General features: G+C 42.6%; 14 protein-coding genes. 1 reads left to right on the forward strand and 13 read right to left on the reverse strand.

What is annotated here, in order from left to right; all coding sequences use genetic code 11:
• Positions 1 to 10: 10 nt before the first annotated feature.
• Together xerD and ESE_RS0104215 are read right to left on the reverse strand one after the other, a co-directional pair.
• Positions 11 to 922 (reverse strand): site-specific tyrosine recombinase XerD, encoded by a 912-nt coding sequence (xerD, locus tag ESE_RS0104210; protein ID WP_010371750.1) that lies wholly within the window; start codon positions 920 to 922, stop codon positions 11 to 13.
• 1 nt (position 923) lies between these two features.
• Complete coding sequence (locus ESE_RS0104215; RefSeq protein WP_010371753.1) at positions 924 to 1,799, reverse strand: CvfB family protein; 876 nt, start codon at positions 1,797 to 1,799, stop codon at positions 924 to 926.
• A 231-nt stretch (positions 1,800 to 2,030) separates the two neighbouring features.
• Between ESE_RS0104215 and ESE_RS0104220 the strand changes: the two genes are divergently transcribed.
• Entirely contained in the window at positions 2,031 to 2,582 is a 552-nt protein-coding gene (locus tag ESE_RS0104220; RefSeq protein ID WP_010371757.1) for a hypothetical protein, read from the forward strand.
• 52 nt (positions 2,583 to 2,634) lie between these two features.
• Here ESE_RS0104220 and ESE_RS0104225 read toward each other — a convergent pair whose 3' ends face one another.
• From ESE_RS0104225 to ESE_RS0104285, 11 genes are all read right to left on the reverse strand, one after another.
• Positions 2,635 to 3,600 (reverse strand): cation:proton antiporter, encoded by a 966-nt coding sequence (locus ESE_RS0104225; protein WP_010371760.1) that lies wholly within the window; start codon positions 3,598 to 3,600, stop codon positions 2,635 to 2,637.
• A gap of 110 nt (positions 3,601 to 3,710) precedes the next feature.
• The gene (locus tag ESE_RS0104230; protein WP_003607683.1) at positions 3,711 to 3,881 is read right to left on the reverse strand and encodes a type II toxin-antitoxin system RelB/DinJ family antitoxin; all 171 of its coding nucleotides are present in this window, start codon (positions 3,879 to 3,881) and stop codon (positions 3,711 to 3,713) included.
• 144 nt (positions 3,882 to 4,025) lie between these two features.
• A complete protein-coding gene (gene dtd / locus ESE_RS0104235) occupies positions 4,026 to 4,472 on the reverse strand; it encodes a D-aminoacyl-tRNA deacylase (protein ID WP_010371768.1) in 447 nt (148 codons plus the stop codon).
• A complete protein-coding gene (locus tag ESE_RS0104240) occupies positions 4,472 to 6,706 on the reverse strand; it encodes a RelA/SpoT family protein (RefSeq protein WP_010371771.1) in 2,235 nt (744 codons plus the stop codon). Before ESE_RS0104240 ends, dtd begins: the two co-directional genes overlap by 1 nt.
• A gap of 204 nt (positions 6,707 to 6,910) precedes the next feature.
• A complete protein-coding gene (locus tag ESE_RS0104245; RefSeq protein WP_010371773.1) occupies positions 6,911 to 10,294 on the reverse strand; it encodes a DNA polymerase III subunit alpha in 3,384 nt (1,127 codons plus the stop codon).
• A 122-nt stretch (positions 10,295 to 10,416) separates the two neighbouring features.
• Positions 10,417 to 10,617, reverse strand: coding sequence for a YjzD family protein (locus ESE_RS0104250; RefSeq protein WP_010371776.1), 201 nt, complete (start codon positions 10,615 to 10,617; stop codon positions 10,417 to 10,419).
• A 104-nt stretch (positions 10,618 to 10,721) separates the two neighbouring features.
• Positions 10,722 to 11,219 (reverse strand): dihydrofolate reductase, encoded by a 498-nt coding sequence (locus ESE_RS0104255; RefSeq protein ID WP_010371780.1) that lies wholly within the window; start codon positions 11,217 to 11,219, stop codon positions 10,722 to 10,724.
• A 6-nt stretch (positions 11,220 to 11,225) separates the two neighbouring features.
• On the reverse strand, positions 11,226 to 13,115 hold the full coding sequence (locus ESE_RS0104260; protein WP_010371783.1) for an ABC-F family ATP-binding cassette domain-containing protein: 1,890 nt from the start codon (positions 13,113 to 13,115) through the stop codon (positions 11,226 to 11,228).
• 3 nt (positions 13,116 to 13,118) lie between these two features.
• Entirely contained in the window at positions 13,119 to 14,336 is a 1,218-nt protein-coding gene (locus tag ESE_RS0104265; RefSeq protein WP_010371786.1) for a CCA tRNA nucleotidyltransferase, read from the reverse strand.
• A 1,170-nt stretch (positions 14,337 to 15,506) separates the two neighbouring features.
• On the reverse strand, positions 15,507 to 16,118 hold the full coding sequence (locus ESE_RS11835; protein ID WP_050790589.1) for a CPBP family intramembrane glutamic endopeptidase: 612 nt from the start codon (positions 16,116 to 16,118) through the stop codon (positions 15,507 to 15,509).
• A gap of 286 nt (positions 16,119 to 16,404) precedes the next feature.
• A complete protein-coding gene (locus tag ESE_RS0104285; RefSeq protein ID WP_010371798.1) occupies positions 16,405 to 17,001 on the reverse strand; it encodes a CPBP family intramembrane glutamic endopeptidase in 597 nt (198 codons plus the stop codon).
• Positions 17,002 to 17,703 lie beyond the last annotated feature (702 nt).

The following is a 17,703-nucleotide window of genomic DNA, read 5'->3' on the forward strand; positions in this document are numbered from 1 at the left end:
GCCTCCTTAATCAAGCGCGTGGGTGACTCTTTTGATACACCTCAGTCAAACGCTTATTTGAAATATGTGTATAAATTTGGGTCGTTGATATGTCAGCATGCCCCAGCAATTCTTGCACAATGCGTAAATCTGCCCCATTTTCCAAAATATGCGTGGCAAAAGAGTGACGCAAGGTGTGTGGTGACACGTCTTTAGTAATGCCCGCCGCTATCACCCACTGTTTAATGAGTTTCCACACACCCTGTCGCGTTAATTGGTGACCATGATCGTTTAGAAAAATCACCTGTTCATCCTGTTGTCGGCCAAGAAAAGGACGCCCATCCGCTAAATAACGTTGTAGCCAGTGCGTCGCAACATCACCGATCGGAATAATACGTTCCTTATCACCTTTTCCAATCGTTTGAATCAACCCTAAGTCAAGATGCAAATTATCTAAACGTAAATTCACCAATTCACTCACGCGTAAGCCTGTGGCATACATCACTTCTAGCATCGTTCGATTGCGCAAGCCTAACGTTGTATTGGTATCTGGGACCGCCAACAACGCTTCCACTTCGCTCAATGTTAAAACAGCTGGTAAATGCTGTGCCTTTTTGGGTGGATCAACCTGGGTCATCGGATCCGTTGTTGTCCAGCCACTATCAGTTGCAAATTGGAAAAACTTCCTTAAGGTCGACACCATGTGAATGACGGAGTTCCGTGATTTCCCCTGTGTCTCCATTTCACCTAGAAACGCCATAATCGTAAAACGATCAACTTGGGTGAGTGGCAATGATTTTTCCTTGTCGATTAAATAGGTAAAAAAATGCGTCAAATCTTGCCGGTATGATGTACGCGTGTTGGCTGACAACCCCCGCTCTACCGTCAAATAGTGCAGGTAGTCAACCATATTATCTTCGTATGGACCTACCTGTTTTGGCATCTTACTCGCCGTCACTCTCTTCGACCAAGAACAGCCCATTTTCGTTTTGGGTAATCTTGCGTTGCTTGTACAAGTTTCCAACCGCCCGCTTGAACTGTGACTTTGACATACCAAAATACTTCTTAATTTGCTTTGGATCTGACTTGTCTGTAAATGGCAGGCTCTTTGTTGATGAACGCTGTAATAGCGTCAACAACATCGCTGCATCATCAGAAATCGCCTCATACGCACGTGGTCGTAACGACAAGTTCAAGACACCATCATCACGGACACCGATAACACGCGCATCAACTTCCTCACCAAGACGAGGTTCGCGTTGCCGTTCATCCGGGTGAATAAAGCCAAAGTTATAGTCCGGTGTAATGACCAGCGTACCAACCATCTTCAAACGGTAAACCGTCGCTTTAACTTGCTTGTTCTTCATATCTGCCTTAGCTGGAATACGTACTGCTTGCAAGATGTCTGCCGAAGCAAGTTCACCCCACAAACGATCCTTCTTATCAATACGCAATGTAATCATCAGCTTGTCACCACGTTGGGGCCACAATTCTTTAATTGTTGGCAACTCGTCCAATGACACAACAACATCCTTATTTGGTAACCCAATATTGACAAACACGCCCAAATCACGTCGGATATCCGTCACAGTTCCCCAAGCAAAATGACCCAAGCGAACGTCTGGAATATTTTTTGTGATTTGCAAATTATGCTTTTCATTTTCGTAAGCAAACCCTGAAACAACGCCACCAACCTTGAGTGGCTTCAACAATTCCGCCTTGTCGATTTCATACGTTAACCCATCAATTTGTGCGAAATAGTACTTGTCATTTTCATCTGTCACCTTAGCTGAGATGATATCGCCAATTTTGTGTGTCATATTTATTTTCTCCATATATCTCTTTACATCAGCTGCATCAACCACTCACAGGTCGTCCGATGCCACAGCGCTGGCAAAGCCGTTTTCACTGACATGCCGTCAGTAAACCTATTTTCTGTCTAAACTCTAGTTTACCAGATGCCAGTGATAATATGTAAACTAATTCTGCATTTTTGCGCAAGTTTTGTTAAAATAAGTAGACATTAATTTTTGAAAGCGAGATTTCCCCTCATGAAGGCAGTTGGAATGGAACCCCAAGTCTTGATCGACATTCTTGTCGGTGCCAAGATTGGTGTTGTTTACCCCTTTGGAACTGATCACCGCGGTGATTTAGTTGTTACATCATACGCACTTAAGCAAGCTGGTCTACCATCAAGTATGGCCGGTGCTGTTGTGCAATTAGAAGACGTTGAAGAAACGGCACCTGGTAACTTCGTCTGGAAGTTCAACCCAGATGTGACGTTGATTCGTCCTTTTAAGGTCCACGGTACAATGGAATTGTTCGATGTCGATGATGACTTGATTCACGCTGAACCAACAAACTGGTTCAACGTCGAAAAGGAAAACGAAGGTCACGCCAAGATCGCTGACTGGATGGATAGCTACGTGGCTGCCCACCCTGATATCGATCGTATTCCTCGCGCCGAAATTCCTGAAGAAATCGCCGCGTTGGCGATCTCATTCGATGAATGGCGTGAAGCCTACTTCAACTTCTTGTTTAAGCCATTGAAGGCGCAAAAGCAAGAATTACGTACAAAGCGCTACGATGTTGACCCATTGTAAGCACATTTAAAAAGCTGCCTGAATCGCAAAGATTCCAGGCAGCTTTTTATATTCACCGTACTTTTTTGATAAGTGGGCGCATCATCAATGGCGCAATCAAAGTTGATGCAATGATTACGACAACAATTTCACCAAAAACTTTACCAGATAAAATACCACCAGTTGCCCCGATTTGAGCAATCACCAACGCCATTTCACCACGTGACACCATACCGGCGCCAATTGCATTTCCAGTGTGCTTATCAAGTCCCGCCATTCGCGCGCCGATACCAGCACCGTAATATTTGGTCGCCACAGCAAATACCGTCAGCACCACCATCGCTATCCACGTCTTTGACAGATCATGAAAGACCACATTAAGTCCGATTGAACCAAAAAAGATTGGAAAGACCGTCCATTGTCCAAAGATTTCGCTAGCATGTAAGATTTTATCTGATCGAGAAGATTGACGTAGCAATACACCAAATGCAAACGCAATAATTGGCATAATGGTGTTTAAACCAAGCCCTGAACCCCCAATAAATAATGAATATGCTGTGACCAGTAACAACGCCATAATGTCATCTAGCACCGCAGCACCTAAGATAACCGCGCCCATTTGTGTCCCAAGTTTACCTTGTTCACCGAGCACCGAAATGGTAATTGAGATTGATGTCGCCGCAAACACGACACCCCAAAACAACGCAATTTGCCATTCATAACCAAATACCAACGCAATGACTGGGAAAACGACCAACGGTGCAATAACACCCATCAACGCTGTAAAATTCGCTGCTTTGAAATTATCACGTAACTGACGAGCATCCGTTTCAAGACCGGCGTTAACCATTAACAACAGTACGCCAAACTCTGACACAATGTGCATCAAATGCGAAGGTTCAACCCAATGTAGCAATGCCGGCCCCACAACCACACCTGCTATTAATTGGCCAACAACCTTTGCCATCCCTAATTTGGTTGCTGCCCAGCCAAACGCCAAAGTAATCGCCAGCAACACCACCATCAATATAATCTCCATAAAACCTACCTCCAAATCACAAAAAAGCGCGCACTTCTCATCCCCCTGGTTACCCACCCAGGAAACTTGAAGCACACGCCCAACCGATATCTCTATTCACTTTAAACAAATTACTGATTGCGAGAGAACAAGTTACTAAATGGTGACTCACCAGTGTTCGCAACTTGCGTCAAGAAAATCTTAATGGCCGTTTGAGTTGTCAAACCTTGTGACTTGAAAATCTCATCAGCCTTGTCCTTGACGTTGTCCTCAACGCGCAATTGAATCAACTTCTCTGCCATAACATTACATCCCTTCGCAAATGCTTAATTTGTATAAACATATTGTAGCATATATCGGACTTACAATACTATCAATATCATTGCATATTACTAGGGGATTGTACGGCTAATCTATGATTTTTATTTGACATAGCCTAAAATCAGCTATTTATTATCCGTATCAAACACAATTGTTACGGGTCCGTCATTCACGAGGCTGACTTTCATATCAGCCCCGAATTCACCAGTTTCAACGCGAACACCGGTCGCTGCTAATTTTGTATTAAATCGGTCATACATCTTCTTAGCAAAATCCGGGGCACCCGCCGCTGTAAAACTGGGTCGATTCCCCTTACGTGTATCAGCATAAAGGGTGAATTGTGAAATCGATAAAATCGCACCATCAACATCCGTTAAGCTAAGGTTCATTTTACCAGCTTGATCTTCAAACACTCTTAAATTAGTTATCTTTCGTACCAAATAATCCAATTCAGCGTCTGTATCAGCATCTTGAACACCAACCAGTAGCATAAAACCTTGCTCGATAGCGCCTAGCTGATTACCGGCTACGGTAACACTGGCTTCTGACACGCGTTGTAGAATAACCTTCATTATTTGAATGCTCGCTTTACTTCGTAGACATCTTTGACATTCTTAATCGAATCCATAATGTGTTCCAATTGATCCAAGTTTCGGACACCAACACTCATTGAAATATTAACGTTGTTGTTGTGATCGATGCGCCCATTAACAAAGTTTAATGACTTTGTCGTGTTGTTGACCGTCCGAATCACGTCATTCAACAACTTGTTACGGTTGGTTGCAGTCACTGCCAAGTCCGCCTCATATTCGTTCTTAGTGTCGCCGTCTGGCTTTTCCCAAGCGACGTCAACCAAGCGTTGACCTTCTGTCTCAGCAGCGCGTAAATTAGGGCAACCTAGCCGGTGAACTGATACACCGCGGCCCTTGGTTACATAACCAATTACTTCATCACCAGGTACAGGTGTGCAGCAACGGCCTAACCGAACCAGCAAATTATCAACACCTTGAATAACAATCCGATCTTCGCCGTGCTGTGGCTTTTCCTTGGCTCGTTTTGAATCGTTCTCAATCGTCTGATGCTCTTCCAAAATAGCCCGTTGTTCAGCAACCTGACGTGCTTCTTCCAGTTCTGCACGTTTCTCTTCAGTAAACTTGTTTGCGACACCTTGCGGCTTCAAATCACCAAAACCAAGTGATGCATACATATCATCAACACTCAAGAAATGTAACTTTTCGGCCGACTTCACTTCGTTTTCAGCTGACATTAATTCATCAACATCAAAACCTTCCTCGTTGAGCCAATCAGCCACCATCTTCTTGCCGGCTGCAATGTTCTCCGCTTTATCTTGCTTGCGGAAATACTGCTTGATTTTATTACGAGCGCGACGTGTTGAAACCAAATTCATCCAGTCACGGTTTGGCTTAGCATTTTGTGAGGTCACAATCTCAACAATATCACCCGTCTTAATTGGGTAATCAAGCGGTACCATGCGGTCGTTAACCTTAGCTCCTGTTGTGTGATTACCAACATTTGTGTGGATACTGTACGCCATGTCTAATGGTCCTGCCCCCTTGGCAAGTTCAATAACATCGCCCTTTGGCGTAAAGGCGAACACTCGGTCAGTAAACAAATCACCCTTTACAGACTCCATGAAATCGTCCGCATCGCGAGCGTCTTCTTGTAATTCCAAAATTCCTTGAATCACATTCAGCTTTTGCTGATCGGCATTTTGAACATCGGCACCCGCAAAATTACCTTCTTTATACGCCCAGTGTGCAGCAACACCAAATTCAGCAACTTCATGCATCTGGTACGTACGAATTTGAACTTCAAGTGGACGACCACCTGGTCCAATCACTGATGTGTGTAGCGATTGATAACCATTGGCCTTTGGCAACGCGATATAATCCTTAAAGCGACCTGGCATCGGCGTCCAACGGGCGTGGATAGCTCCCAAAACAGCGTATGTCTCCGGAATCGTATCTACCAGCACACGAATCGCCAACAAGTCGTAAATTTCGTCGAACTTTTTCTTCTTGTCAACCATCTTCCGATAGATTGAGTAAATGTGTTTTGGCCGACCATACACTTCAGCATGCTTCAAATGTAATTCAGTAATTGCGTGTTCAATGTCATCAACTGCTTGGTCAACAATCTCTAACCGTTCTTGGCGTCGTAATTGCATTGACTTAGCAATGTCGTGATAGGCTTCTGGTTCTAGATAGCGCAACGACATATCTTCCAGCTCCCACTTAATCGTCATAATTCCCAAACGATCAGCAAGTGGTGCGTAAATTTCCAACGTTTCCGATGCAATCCGCTTCTGCTTTTCCTCACGCAACGCACTCAATGTGCGCATATTGTGCAGACGGTCCGCCAATTTCACAATGATGACACGAATGTCATGTGACATCGCCAACAGTAATTTACGGTGATTTTCAGCTAGTTGCTCCCGTGATGATTTGTATTCAATCTTTGAAAGTTTTGACACCCCATCAACAATAACAGCAACATCATGACCAAACTCACGCTCGACATCTTCTAAAGTTGCATCTGTATCTTCAACAACGTCATGCAAATATCCCGCCACTACTGTATCCGGATCCATATGTAAGTCAGCCAAAATACCTGCTACTTGGATAGGATGAATGATGTAAGGTTCACCAGACTTACGCTTTTGTTCTTGATGGAGATTGCACGCAAAATCATAGGCTTTATCAACCTTTTTAACATGCTCCTCATTCATATAGCCGGCAACCAAGTCGTGCACTTCTTGTGCGGTTAACACTTTTGCTTCTGCCATAGATTTATCCTCTGTTTTCCAGACCAACACCGATTGGGATTCATACCCGCAGCATCTAATCCGTATTTATCCACCTGGATAGTTATTGTCTATTGTAACGCACTTTATCCGGCTTTTGATAGCCCTTTGTATTACAGCTTGACGACAGTGTTCGTTTTTAGCCAAAAAAACGACCTATCGTCTGATAAGTCGTCCGAATTGTTCTTAGTCTAACTGAAATACAACATTATTAGCCCCTAAAATCTGTTGTAAGGCATTTAAGGTGTCATCCCCATCGGTTAACCAATTTTGTTGGCCAAGTGCTAACTTTTTACCCGTCGCCTCATAGACCGCCAAAACTGGATTCTTGCCATGATGTGACTGAATCACAACATTTAACGCGTCAAGCGCGCCTGCTGCCTCAGCGGCGGCTGTTATTTTCAAATACCACCGCCCGGTTGCCCGACTAGTTAGTGCTTCCGGTTGTCCTTGACTATTGGCACTGCCAAAGCGTTTAATGGCTTTTCCCGCATCCATCACCGTATTTGCCACGATTTGGATGTCGTCACGCCCGCGTTGCTGTTCGACTTTACCCGTCACAACGAGTACTTTTTCCGGTTCCAATAATGCTGCTGATCGCATAAACAATTGTGGGAATAACGTAATAGAAATCGAACCTGTTAGGTCCATCCCATCAACAAATGCCATTTGATCCCCTTTTTTAGTGCGAATCTTTTTGACATTTTCGACATACACAATAATCGTTGCCTGGTTCATTCCTACTGCCAGCGAGGCAATATCCAAACGCTTATTCTCAGGTATCGCGTTTAAGTACGGTTCGATTGGGTGTCCACTAAGATAAACGCCCAAATACTCACGTTCATAACCTAATTTTTCTGCCGATGGCAATTCATCAACTTCCCGTACTTTCGGCGTCAGCGACGCAAAGAGCGACATCGATTCACCGGCTAAACCAACCGCGTCGATGAACCCGCGCAATGATGCCAGAATTGAGGCACGGTTGTAACCAAACTCATCCAAGGCACCCGCATACACTAACGGTTCCAATTGTTCAGCTTTTCGATATTTGCTCTCTAAACGACCAATTAAGTTACCCAAATCTTTAAACGCCCCATTTTCCTGACGCTCACGCAGAATTGATTCACGAAAATCTCGGCGCATACCACTAATCGAAGCCAAACCCATTTGTAAGGCACCCGCTTTATTCATCGAGTAACCTTGCCAAGAGTGATTAATACTTGGGCCTAGTAAAGTCACTCCCGAAGCTTTTGCCTCTGCAATGTATGTACTGACCTTTTTCTTATCCGCAATGGCATCATTCAAAACCGCTTTATAGAAAGCTGCTGGATAATGCGCCTTAATATAAGCAAGTTGAAAGGCTAACTTCGAATAAGCAACCGCGTGGGAGCGATTAAACCCGTACTGTGCAAACGTCTCGATATAACCGAACACCTGCTCAGCGACCTGACTATCATGTCCTTTTGCAACAGCCCCATTAACGAAATCTGCCTTCATGGCCGCAATTTTTGCGCCATCCTTCTTAGACATCGCACGACGCAACAAATCGGCACCGCCTAGTGAGAAGCCCGCAAATTGTTCGGCAACACGCATAACCTGCTCTTGGTACACAATGATGCCATAGGTTGGCGCTAAAATATCAGCCATACTTTGGTCAGGTACGTCTTGAGCTTCTTGACCATGTTTACGGGCCACGAAATGCGGAATATTCTGCATTGGTCCAGGTCTGAAAAGCGCATTCGCGGCGACAATGTCCTCAAAGCGATCGGGCTGTAGTTGCCGCAAAATATTCTTCATCCCGGCCGATTCAAATTGGAAGACCCCATTTGTCATTCCGTGCCGGAATAATCTTAACGTCGCGTCGTCATTTAAATCAATCGTCGCAATATTGAAATTAGCACTGTCTTCTTGTTTCTGGATTTCACGTAGCGCAATGTCCAAAATATTTAAATTCGACAATGCCAAGAAATCCATTTTCAAAAGACCAAGCGCTTCTACCGGTCCCTTTGGCAATTGGGTCACCAACCGACCATCTTCACCCAGTTGCACTGGCATTGTATCAACCAATGGATCGGCTGACAGCACAACACCTGCTGCGTGCAAAGATGAATTACGTGGCAGCCCTTCTAGCTTACGGGCTGTCTCGTAAAGTAACTCACCGTCCACTGGCACATCAATGAGGGCATTGCGGAACGGCTGTGATTGTTCATAGGCTGCCGTTAAATCAGCAGCATCCCGTGGCATCGCCTTTGATAGTGTGTCAATTTGACTAGGATTTAGTCCAAACACACGGGCGACGTCACGAATAACTGCACGTTGGGCCATAGTCGAGAACGTAATAATTTGCGCTACCCGCTCATGTCCATACTTTTCATGCAGATAGGCAAGCACCTCTTCACGGCGGTTATCTGGAATATCAATATCGATATCTGGCATTTGTGCACGTTCAGGATTTAAAAATCGCTCAAACAATAAATCATACGCAATTGGATCAACATCCGTAATCCATAGCGTATAAGCAACCAATGAACCCGCGGCTGATCCACGACCAGGTCCCGTCCGAATCGCTTGCTTATGTGCAAAATTAATCACGTCCCAAACGATTAAGAAATAATCCGCGAACCCTAAGTCAATAATAACCGCTAACTCTTCATCCAACCGTTGCCGATAAACAGACGCATCAACATCAAGCCCATGCAATCGATTTTTCAATCCCGTTTGGGCTAAAGTTCGTAAATAATCAGCGGACGTCTCACCATTCGGTGTCGTAAAAGCAGGCAACGTCACAGCCGACTTCACCAACTCAAAATCAGAGTGTTCAGCAATCCAATCGGTATTCGCAACTGCTTCGGCTAGACCAGCCGTTTCAAACGATGCTTGCCATTCACTGACAGTCGGCAAATACGCTGTGGCCGGTTCTCTCTGTGCCTGGCCAACATTCGTAATGACCTCACCTTGCCCCAATTTTTGAATCACCTGCGCAGCAAATTGATCACTTGCGTCAGCATAAGTTACTTCCGCCATCGCTAATAAACGGGCTCCCGTGGTGTCAGCCAATTGTTTCATAGCAGTTAACAATTCTGGGCGCATTGTTGGTGTTACACCCAGAAATACATGGTCAGCTGTTGAAGCGGTAATCAACGTTTGAATCATTGTCAATGCCCGTTCCGGTTCTGCCCCTAGTACAACCGACAATTCACCAACGGCAGGCAAAATCACATATAAGCCTGATAAAAATTGTGCAATATCCGCAAACGAGGTGGTGTCATGGGTTTGTATATAGCTGCTAATCACCAAAAGGTGGTGATACCCCGTTTGGTTTTCAACTAAAAAGACAATCGGATAAGGTTGTGATGTCACAAGGCCGTGTAACGTGGCTGTTAAGCCCAAAATCGGCTTAATATCGGCTTCCTTCGCTGCGCGATAAAAATTATCCATGCCATACAAGACATTGTTATCCGTAATTGCCACAGCGGTGTAGCCCTTTGCCTTGGCAGATTTAACTAATTGGGCCGGCATCATTGGACTTTGTAACAAACTAAAGGCTGTCTTTGTCTGTAACGGTACCATTGTGGGCTCCTTTCCGAACATGTTCGTTCAAATTCGTTTTAACTTAATTTCATTATAGCGATTTGCATAACAAAAGACCACCCGCAGAACGTGAGTGGTCTTTAGAGTCGTGTAATCAACTGTTAGTCTTCAGCGTGAGCTGCATCCTTAGGCGCAGCAGACTTTGAAATAGCAGCAAATGCAATCGCACCGATTGCACCAATCACCATCGCAAATAGAGACGTTGCAGTTGCGTTGTATGAAGTTCCTTCCAAGGCGCTACCGATGTAACCGATAATTTCGCCAAGGATGAACGTCCAAAAGAAAGTTACGACGTACTTCATTTTTTCTACCTCTTAGCCTTTTCTGGCCAAAATGATTTTACTGTCACAGTTTACGCCTATTCTAACCATTTGTCACTTTTTAAACTGTTCCAAATGGCTAACATTTATCGGCGCGTGTATTTCACAATCCGCCAATCATAATCATTATCCGCATCAGCGCGTCCAGAGGCAATCTCTTCGGCAATCCATACCGTTTGATCCACCGGTGGCATGAGAACATCCCCCATAAAATCAGTATCTAAATAGGTGACGTACAAGATATCTGCCACTGGTAAGTAGCTATCATAAATTGCTTTACCGCCAATAACCGCCAGTTTCATGCCTTTTTCATCGGCAATCTGCTCCGCTTCGGCCATTGTATAGACTTTTTCAAAACCGGCAGGCACATCCAACATTTCATCATGCGTTAACACCATGTTGATTCGCTCTGGCAAGGCACGCCCGCCAAAGCTCAGCATGGTGTTGCGCCCCATCAAAGCAACTTGATGAATCGTTTGTTCCTTAAAAAAATTCATATCAGCTTTCTGTCGCCATGGAATCGAGCCATTTAATGCAATTGTGCCATTATTAGTCTGTGCCCAAATCAAAATCTTTTCAGCCACTATCGCTTACCCCTCTACGCGTTCTGACAATTCTTCCCAACGCATCATCTTATCTTCGAGCGCTTGGTTTGTCTCATCTAATTGTGCCTGTAACTCACTCAACTTACCAAAATCAGCCCCATTTTCGACCATGTCAGCCTCAATTTGACTAATCTTACCCTCAAGTTCAGCAATGTCATCCTCAATCGTTTCCCACTCTTTTTGCTCAGACCAGGTCAACTTCTTTTTCTTAGGTACCTCGACAACCGGTTTCTTTTCTGCAGTGGGCTTAACTGGCTTTGGTGCATCCGTCGTCGGCGCCCCAAATTCAGCTAGGTAATCGCTAAACATGCCCCGGTAACGCGTAATGCGGCCGGCGCCTTGGAAGATAATCAATTGGTCGGCTACCTTGTCCAAGAAGTAACGGTCGTGGGAAACGGTAATGACCGTGCCTGCAAACGAACGCAAGTAATCCTCCAGAACCGTCAACGTACCAATGTCCAGGTCGTTAGTTGGTTCGTCCAAAAGCAACACGTTTGGTTGTTGAATCAACAACTTCAATAGGTACAAACGACGCTTCTCACCACCTGACAATTGGCGAATCAACGTGCCGTGCATGAAGCTTGGGAACAAGAATTGCTCCAAGAGTTCAGCAGCCGATACAACGTTACCGTTACGGTCAGTCACTTCTTCAGCAACTTCGGATAGGTACGCCAACATACGCTTGTCCTCAGGAATTGGTTCCGTCACTTGTGTGTAGTAAGCCATCTTAACCGTCTCACCGATTTCAATCACACCAGAATCTAGTTGCTGAACACCCGCAATTGCATTCAACAACGTTGACTTTCCAGTCCCGTTTGGCCCCGTAATCCCAATACGTTGGTTCGCTTGAATCAATTCATTGAAATCATCCAAAATCACACGGCCATCAAAGGCCAAACTGGCATGTTCAATGTTGATAACCTTCTTACCTAAGCGTTGCTGTCCCATGTTCACTTCAACATCGCCTTCAACTTGACGGGTACCTTGTTGTGCTGCCAAGTCAGCAAAGGCATTTTCGCGAGCCTTTTGCTTCGTAGAACGGGCCTTCGCACCTGTACGCATCCAAGCCAATTCCTTCTTGTAAAGTTGGGCAGACTTGTGTTCAGCAACCGCTTCGGCCTCAACACGTTCAGCCTTAGAGGTCACATACTTCTCGTAGTTACCAATGTATTCGTACAACTTACCAAATGACATTTCGAAAATGCGGTTCGTCACGATATCCAAGAAGTAACGATCGTGGGTAACCGTCATCACAGCACCCTTGTAATCAGACAAGTACTTCTCCAACCACTCAATAGAATCAAAGTCCAAGTGGTTAGTTGGCTCGTCCAACAGCAACAAGTCAGGCGCTTGAATCAACACTTGTGCCAATCCAACACGCTTACGTTGTCCACCAGACAAAGCCGACACAGGCAAATCCAAATTAGGCAAATGCAATTGCGTTAAAATCGTCTTAACCTCAGACTCCGCTACCCAAGCATCTTCTTGCGTCATTTGTTGTTCCAACTTCGTGTAACGGTTCAACAACTTCTCATCAGTTGGATTAGCTGAATACGCCTCCAAAGCTGCCTCGTAGTCTCGAATCAATTGGAACACTGGTTGTGCACCAGCGAAAATAGCTTCCATCACTTTCTTGTCGCCATCAAGTGGTGGCTCTTGTTGCAAATAACCAATCGTATAGTCGTTTGGTGTATTAATTGATCCACTGTCGGCAGGATTCAAGCCCGAAATGGCGTTCAATAACGTCGTCTTGCCAGTTCCGTTTACCCCGACAATTCCGACACGGTCACCCGTTTCGATTAGGAAAGAAACTTGGTCAAGCAAGGTCTTCTCACCATAAACACTCTTTAAATCAGTCGCACGTAATTGCTTCATCGTTTACTTCTTCGCTTTCTCTGCCATTGTTTGTGCCTCTGCCAAAAGCACATCATGACTATTGTTCAGGTCACCCGCAACCACTTTTTGCTCAAGCGTTGCCAGAATCTTACCAAATAACGGCCCTGGCTGCATCCCCAATTCCTTGGTTAGGTTACCACCGTTAAAGGCTAACTCACCCTTATTTTTTATCTTCAAATCTTCATAGCGTGACTTAAGCCCCGCGACATCAACAACCAGTTCACTCAACTTAGCAACCGCTAACACGTTGTCGATGGCGTTACCAGCTTCGTACAAATCCCAGGCCGCGACATCACCTAATCGGAGCTTATTGAGCAACTTAATTGAAGCCTTGATTGTCTTAACCATATCATTAGATTGCTTCCACTTTTTCAAGAAAACAACCGCATCTTCTGGTGTTAGGCCAAGCTCAAATACTAATAGTGTCCACGCTGCCACGTCATTTTGAGGTTGCGCATCTGCTAATAGTTCCGCATAACCAATCAAATCAATATCAACCACCTCAAGGCCGGGCATATACTGATTTAAATTCGTTGCAATCATTTCCAACAGACCGTAGCGAGCCGCCTTACCTTGTAGCAACTTGGTGAACTCTACGTTTGTTCGTTCGATTGCAATGTTAGCTAATAATGGCGCATTGTCCTTGATAGCTTGCAATGTGGCTGCTTCAATTTTGAAGTCTAACTGTGCTGCGAAACGAACTGCCCGCATCATACGTAGCGCATCTTCATGAAAACGCTCTTCCGCTTCGCCAACGGCGCGTAAAATATGATTGTCCATGTCTGACAAACCATCAAACATATCAATAATTTCGCCGTCCTTGGTCAACGCAAAGGCGTTAACCGTGAAATCACGGCGCTTTAAATCTTCTGCTAAGGAACGAACAAACGTCACCTCATCCGGACGACGAAAATCTGTATAGGTCGACTCCGTTCGGAAAGTCGTTGTTTCATATCCTTGACCGTGATCCAGAATCATGACTGTGCCATGTTCGATCCCCGTATCCACTGTTCGCTCAAACAAAGCCTTCACTTCCTCTGGATACGCCGATGTGGCAATATCCACATCGTGAATTGGCTTACCCAACAACGTATCGCGGACTGATCCGCCGACGAAATACGCTTCAAAGCCAGCCGCCTCAATCGTTTCTAAAATTGGCAATGCCGCAACGAACTCTGCTGGCATATTCTCTAACTTCATTTCAAAGGTCCTCCTTGGACTTACTCGTTCTTTAAGTATACCAGGAATTTGTTGTTAATTTGGCGTACCGTAAACTAAACAAGGTTCAAATCACGGTTATGACGCAATTAAAATCGAAAAGGCTAGCTGCTCACATTAAGAACAGCTAGCCTTTTCGTTAAGGTAAGAATATTAAAAAGGCAGATCCGTATACAAAATACTTATAGACGTTTTTCCCACTTAATTGTAAATATGAACCATTACTTTTAATAATATAGGCTGATAGTATAACGACCAGCATGTCTAAAATTATTCCTGATACGCCGTAATTTAATCCAGCTCCTATAATATTAAGTATGCGTAGTGCAAATAGTAAGACAATCAGCAAGTCAATGATGATTAATAATATCAACTGATTTTTAATAGCGTGCATTGATTTGTTCCTTTCCCATTTAGGCGTGCTTTTATATTTATTTAAAATGTTTGTTTATTACCGTTAACGCAATATGCCAACTCATTAATAGGTAAAGAAACCATAATGCTGTTCCTTGTTTTATGGTTGTTGCCAAGATTGTAAATACGATTATTAGTATTAATAGTGCGACAATCTGGGCAATCCTCTTTTTATTAATGTGCATATCGTTCTAATTGCCTGCTTGTTGCTGAAAATATTTCAAAATCTTTAATTGCGTCCACGCCTATTCCTCCTCGATTACGTCATTAATTACAATCTTTGATTAGCCATACAAACGCCTTAATCCTTCATACAATTATGTACCATGTTTTTCTCTAATAAAAGCAAGGTCAGTTTACAGATGTAAACCGTGTTTAATAGCCCCTACTCAATGACCCATAAGCAAAGGCAGCCGATCTCAAAAAAGTAAAATCAGCCGCCTAAGAAAAGTTCAAAATATTAACTTTCACTTTTGGTTTCTAACAAGACTCCAAGTGCACCTAAAGTAGCTATTAAAACCGTGAAATACGTCAGCTGCCATAACGTTAGTACCAACCCAAGAAAAAGAATTAACAATTCTAAATTAATCTTGTTATTTCCAGGATTTGCGCTGAAGAATCTGAGAATAACAGAAATAAATCCCAGAACGCTTAGTATCGCAACAATTATTAAAAGTATCGTCTTAATCATTTATAATCCTCAAACTCTCCGATAATAATTCACAATCAAATAATGCTTTATATTATAAATGCCAAAAAATTCAGGAACATGTGCCCCAATATAGGGATTTCTATTCTCTTGGTTTTTATATATGAACTTGCAAGAATTACTCCAACCACAAAATACGGTAATAAATTTATTGAGAAGTCTGAAGTATGCAACAGTGCAAATATCCCGGAGCTAATAAAAATTCCTGATCCCAAACTTATTTTGGAAATTCCAAACACAGTAGACCATCCGGAAAGAAAAACGCCCCTAAAAATCAGTTCTTCTAAAATAGGAGCAATAATGACAGTTTCAATAATCAATCCCACTGAATTATATTTATATAATTTCAATATCGCCTTTTGATTGTCAGTATTAGTCACTACACTCATATCCTGTAAATAGTTTGAACATATTTGAATAATAACCATAGATAGCAAAACGCTAAGCAAAATCATAGCTAATTTTCTAACGGTTTTTACGCTAACATCCTTTGTATATTCGCCAATTTTAAATAACTTGTTATATAAAAAAATAGCAATAGCAATTTGAATTGCAAAACCAATAATCGTTAAAATAATTTTAGGAAATCCAGTATTTATGTGACTTGTCATAGTTAACGGTAATACCGCCAGTTGCTGCAAAAATATTATCCCAATGAATAACACAAAATAATTTATTGATGTATTTATTTTTTTAATATGTATTCGAATTTCATGACTATGTCCTCATAAAAAATGTAAGCATCATTGTTCAATGATGCTTACATTTCAATAAAATTAATGTTTCATACCGTAATTAATGCCATCTTTGAACCCGGCTTTGATATCATCAGCATCTCCGAGAAGGGTGTAAAACCACCAATATTTTTCATAACATTGTTCCTTTCCTCGATACTCATTCAGTTATTCATGTCTGAATAAGTATTAGCTATACTAAAACGTTCCAAATAACAATCATAATATTCAACAAAGAATGGGCTATTATCGATGTCCATATATTATTACTTTTAATATACAAATAACTGAACGCAAGCGCCATTACCATGTATACACTTGACGAAGTTAGATCATGACTACTATGAAACAACGCAAAAAGTACAGAAGAAGCAACAAATCCTAATATTTTATTATTAAACACTGCTGGAAGATATAATCTAAAAATGTGTTCTTCAATGATAGGCGCAATTATTACCGCAGTTGGCAAAAACAAATTAAAAGTAGTCTGAGAATCATTTAATGCCGTTTCCCCGTGCAAATTCGTAATTCTTGAAACAAGCAATTGAAACAGCAGTAGCAGTACCCCTACGAAAATACCTAAACACACGAATCTCCAAGGTATTAATTTTTTGATAATTAAATTACTTCTAAATAAAAGTACGACCACTCCAACATAGATTGCACCTATCATAAAATACGATGCAATACTTCCCACATTAAGTTCGATAATAAAAAAGATTGCTATTTCCAACAAAGACAATAAGCCAATTAACTTTAATGACTTTATAATTTTCTGGCTTTTTGACATATATCTCCTTAAGAGCAATAATCTAACGTTTATATCAGATTATTGCTCTTACGCTCCATGCTTACGAATTTCGTTCTTAACACCTGCAGCCACTCCACGGACAAGATCGTATGCCGGTTGAAGCAAGCCAATCCAACCAGCTCCCTCCCACCAACAATCGTTGACAAATTGGCGTCTGACAAACTTCTACCTCTTTTAAAACTATTTCTCACTCCAAAAACATCACCACTTTGTACGGACCTTATAACAAATTATTAATCGATTTCGAATTAAAAAATATGTACCCAAATATGTGGTATATATTTTTTAAGCAACATCCATTACGGCCAGTAGCCCTAACATACATTTTTATCTATAAATATACGTACAGCGTGACGTCAAATTTATCTGACTTACCTTTTAATACTTTGTATACAACTGAAGATTTCAGAGAAGTATCTGTAGATATTCGAGTTGCGTGCCATACAGGAAACGGAATATCTTGTACCGATTCCATCACTTGGGTTACCCCAATCAATCCAAAAATCAATATGCAGCCGCAACTAACCATTTTTTATTTTCATGATACCAATATATGTATGGCGATCAGAATGCACCACCTAATAATTAGAAATTATACCAATTCCGATTACTACTACTGCAGACAACACCACTTATTTACGCACGTCAAAACAACATTACCCAATATAAACTAGTATTCTG

Source organism: Weissella cibaria KACC 11862 (assembly GCF_000193635.1).
Classification (GTDB): domain Bacteria; phylum Bacillota; class Bacilli; order Lactobacillales; family Lactobacillaceae; genus Weissella; species Weissella cibaria.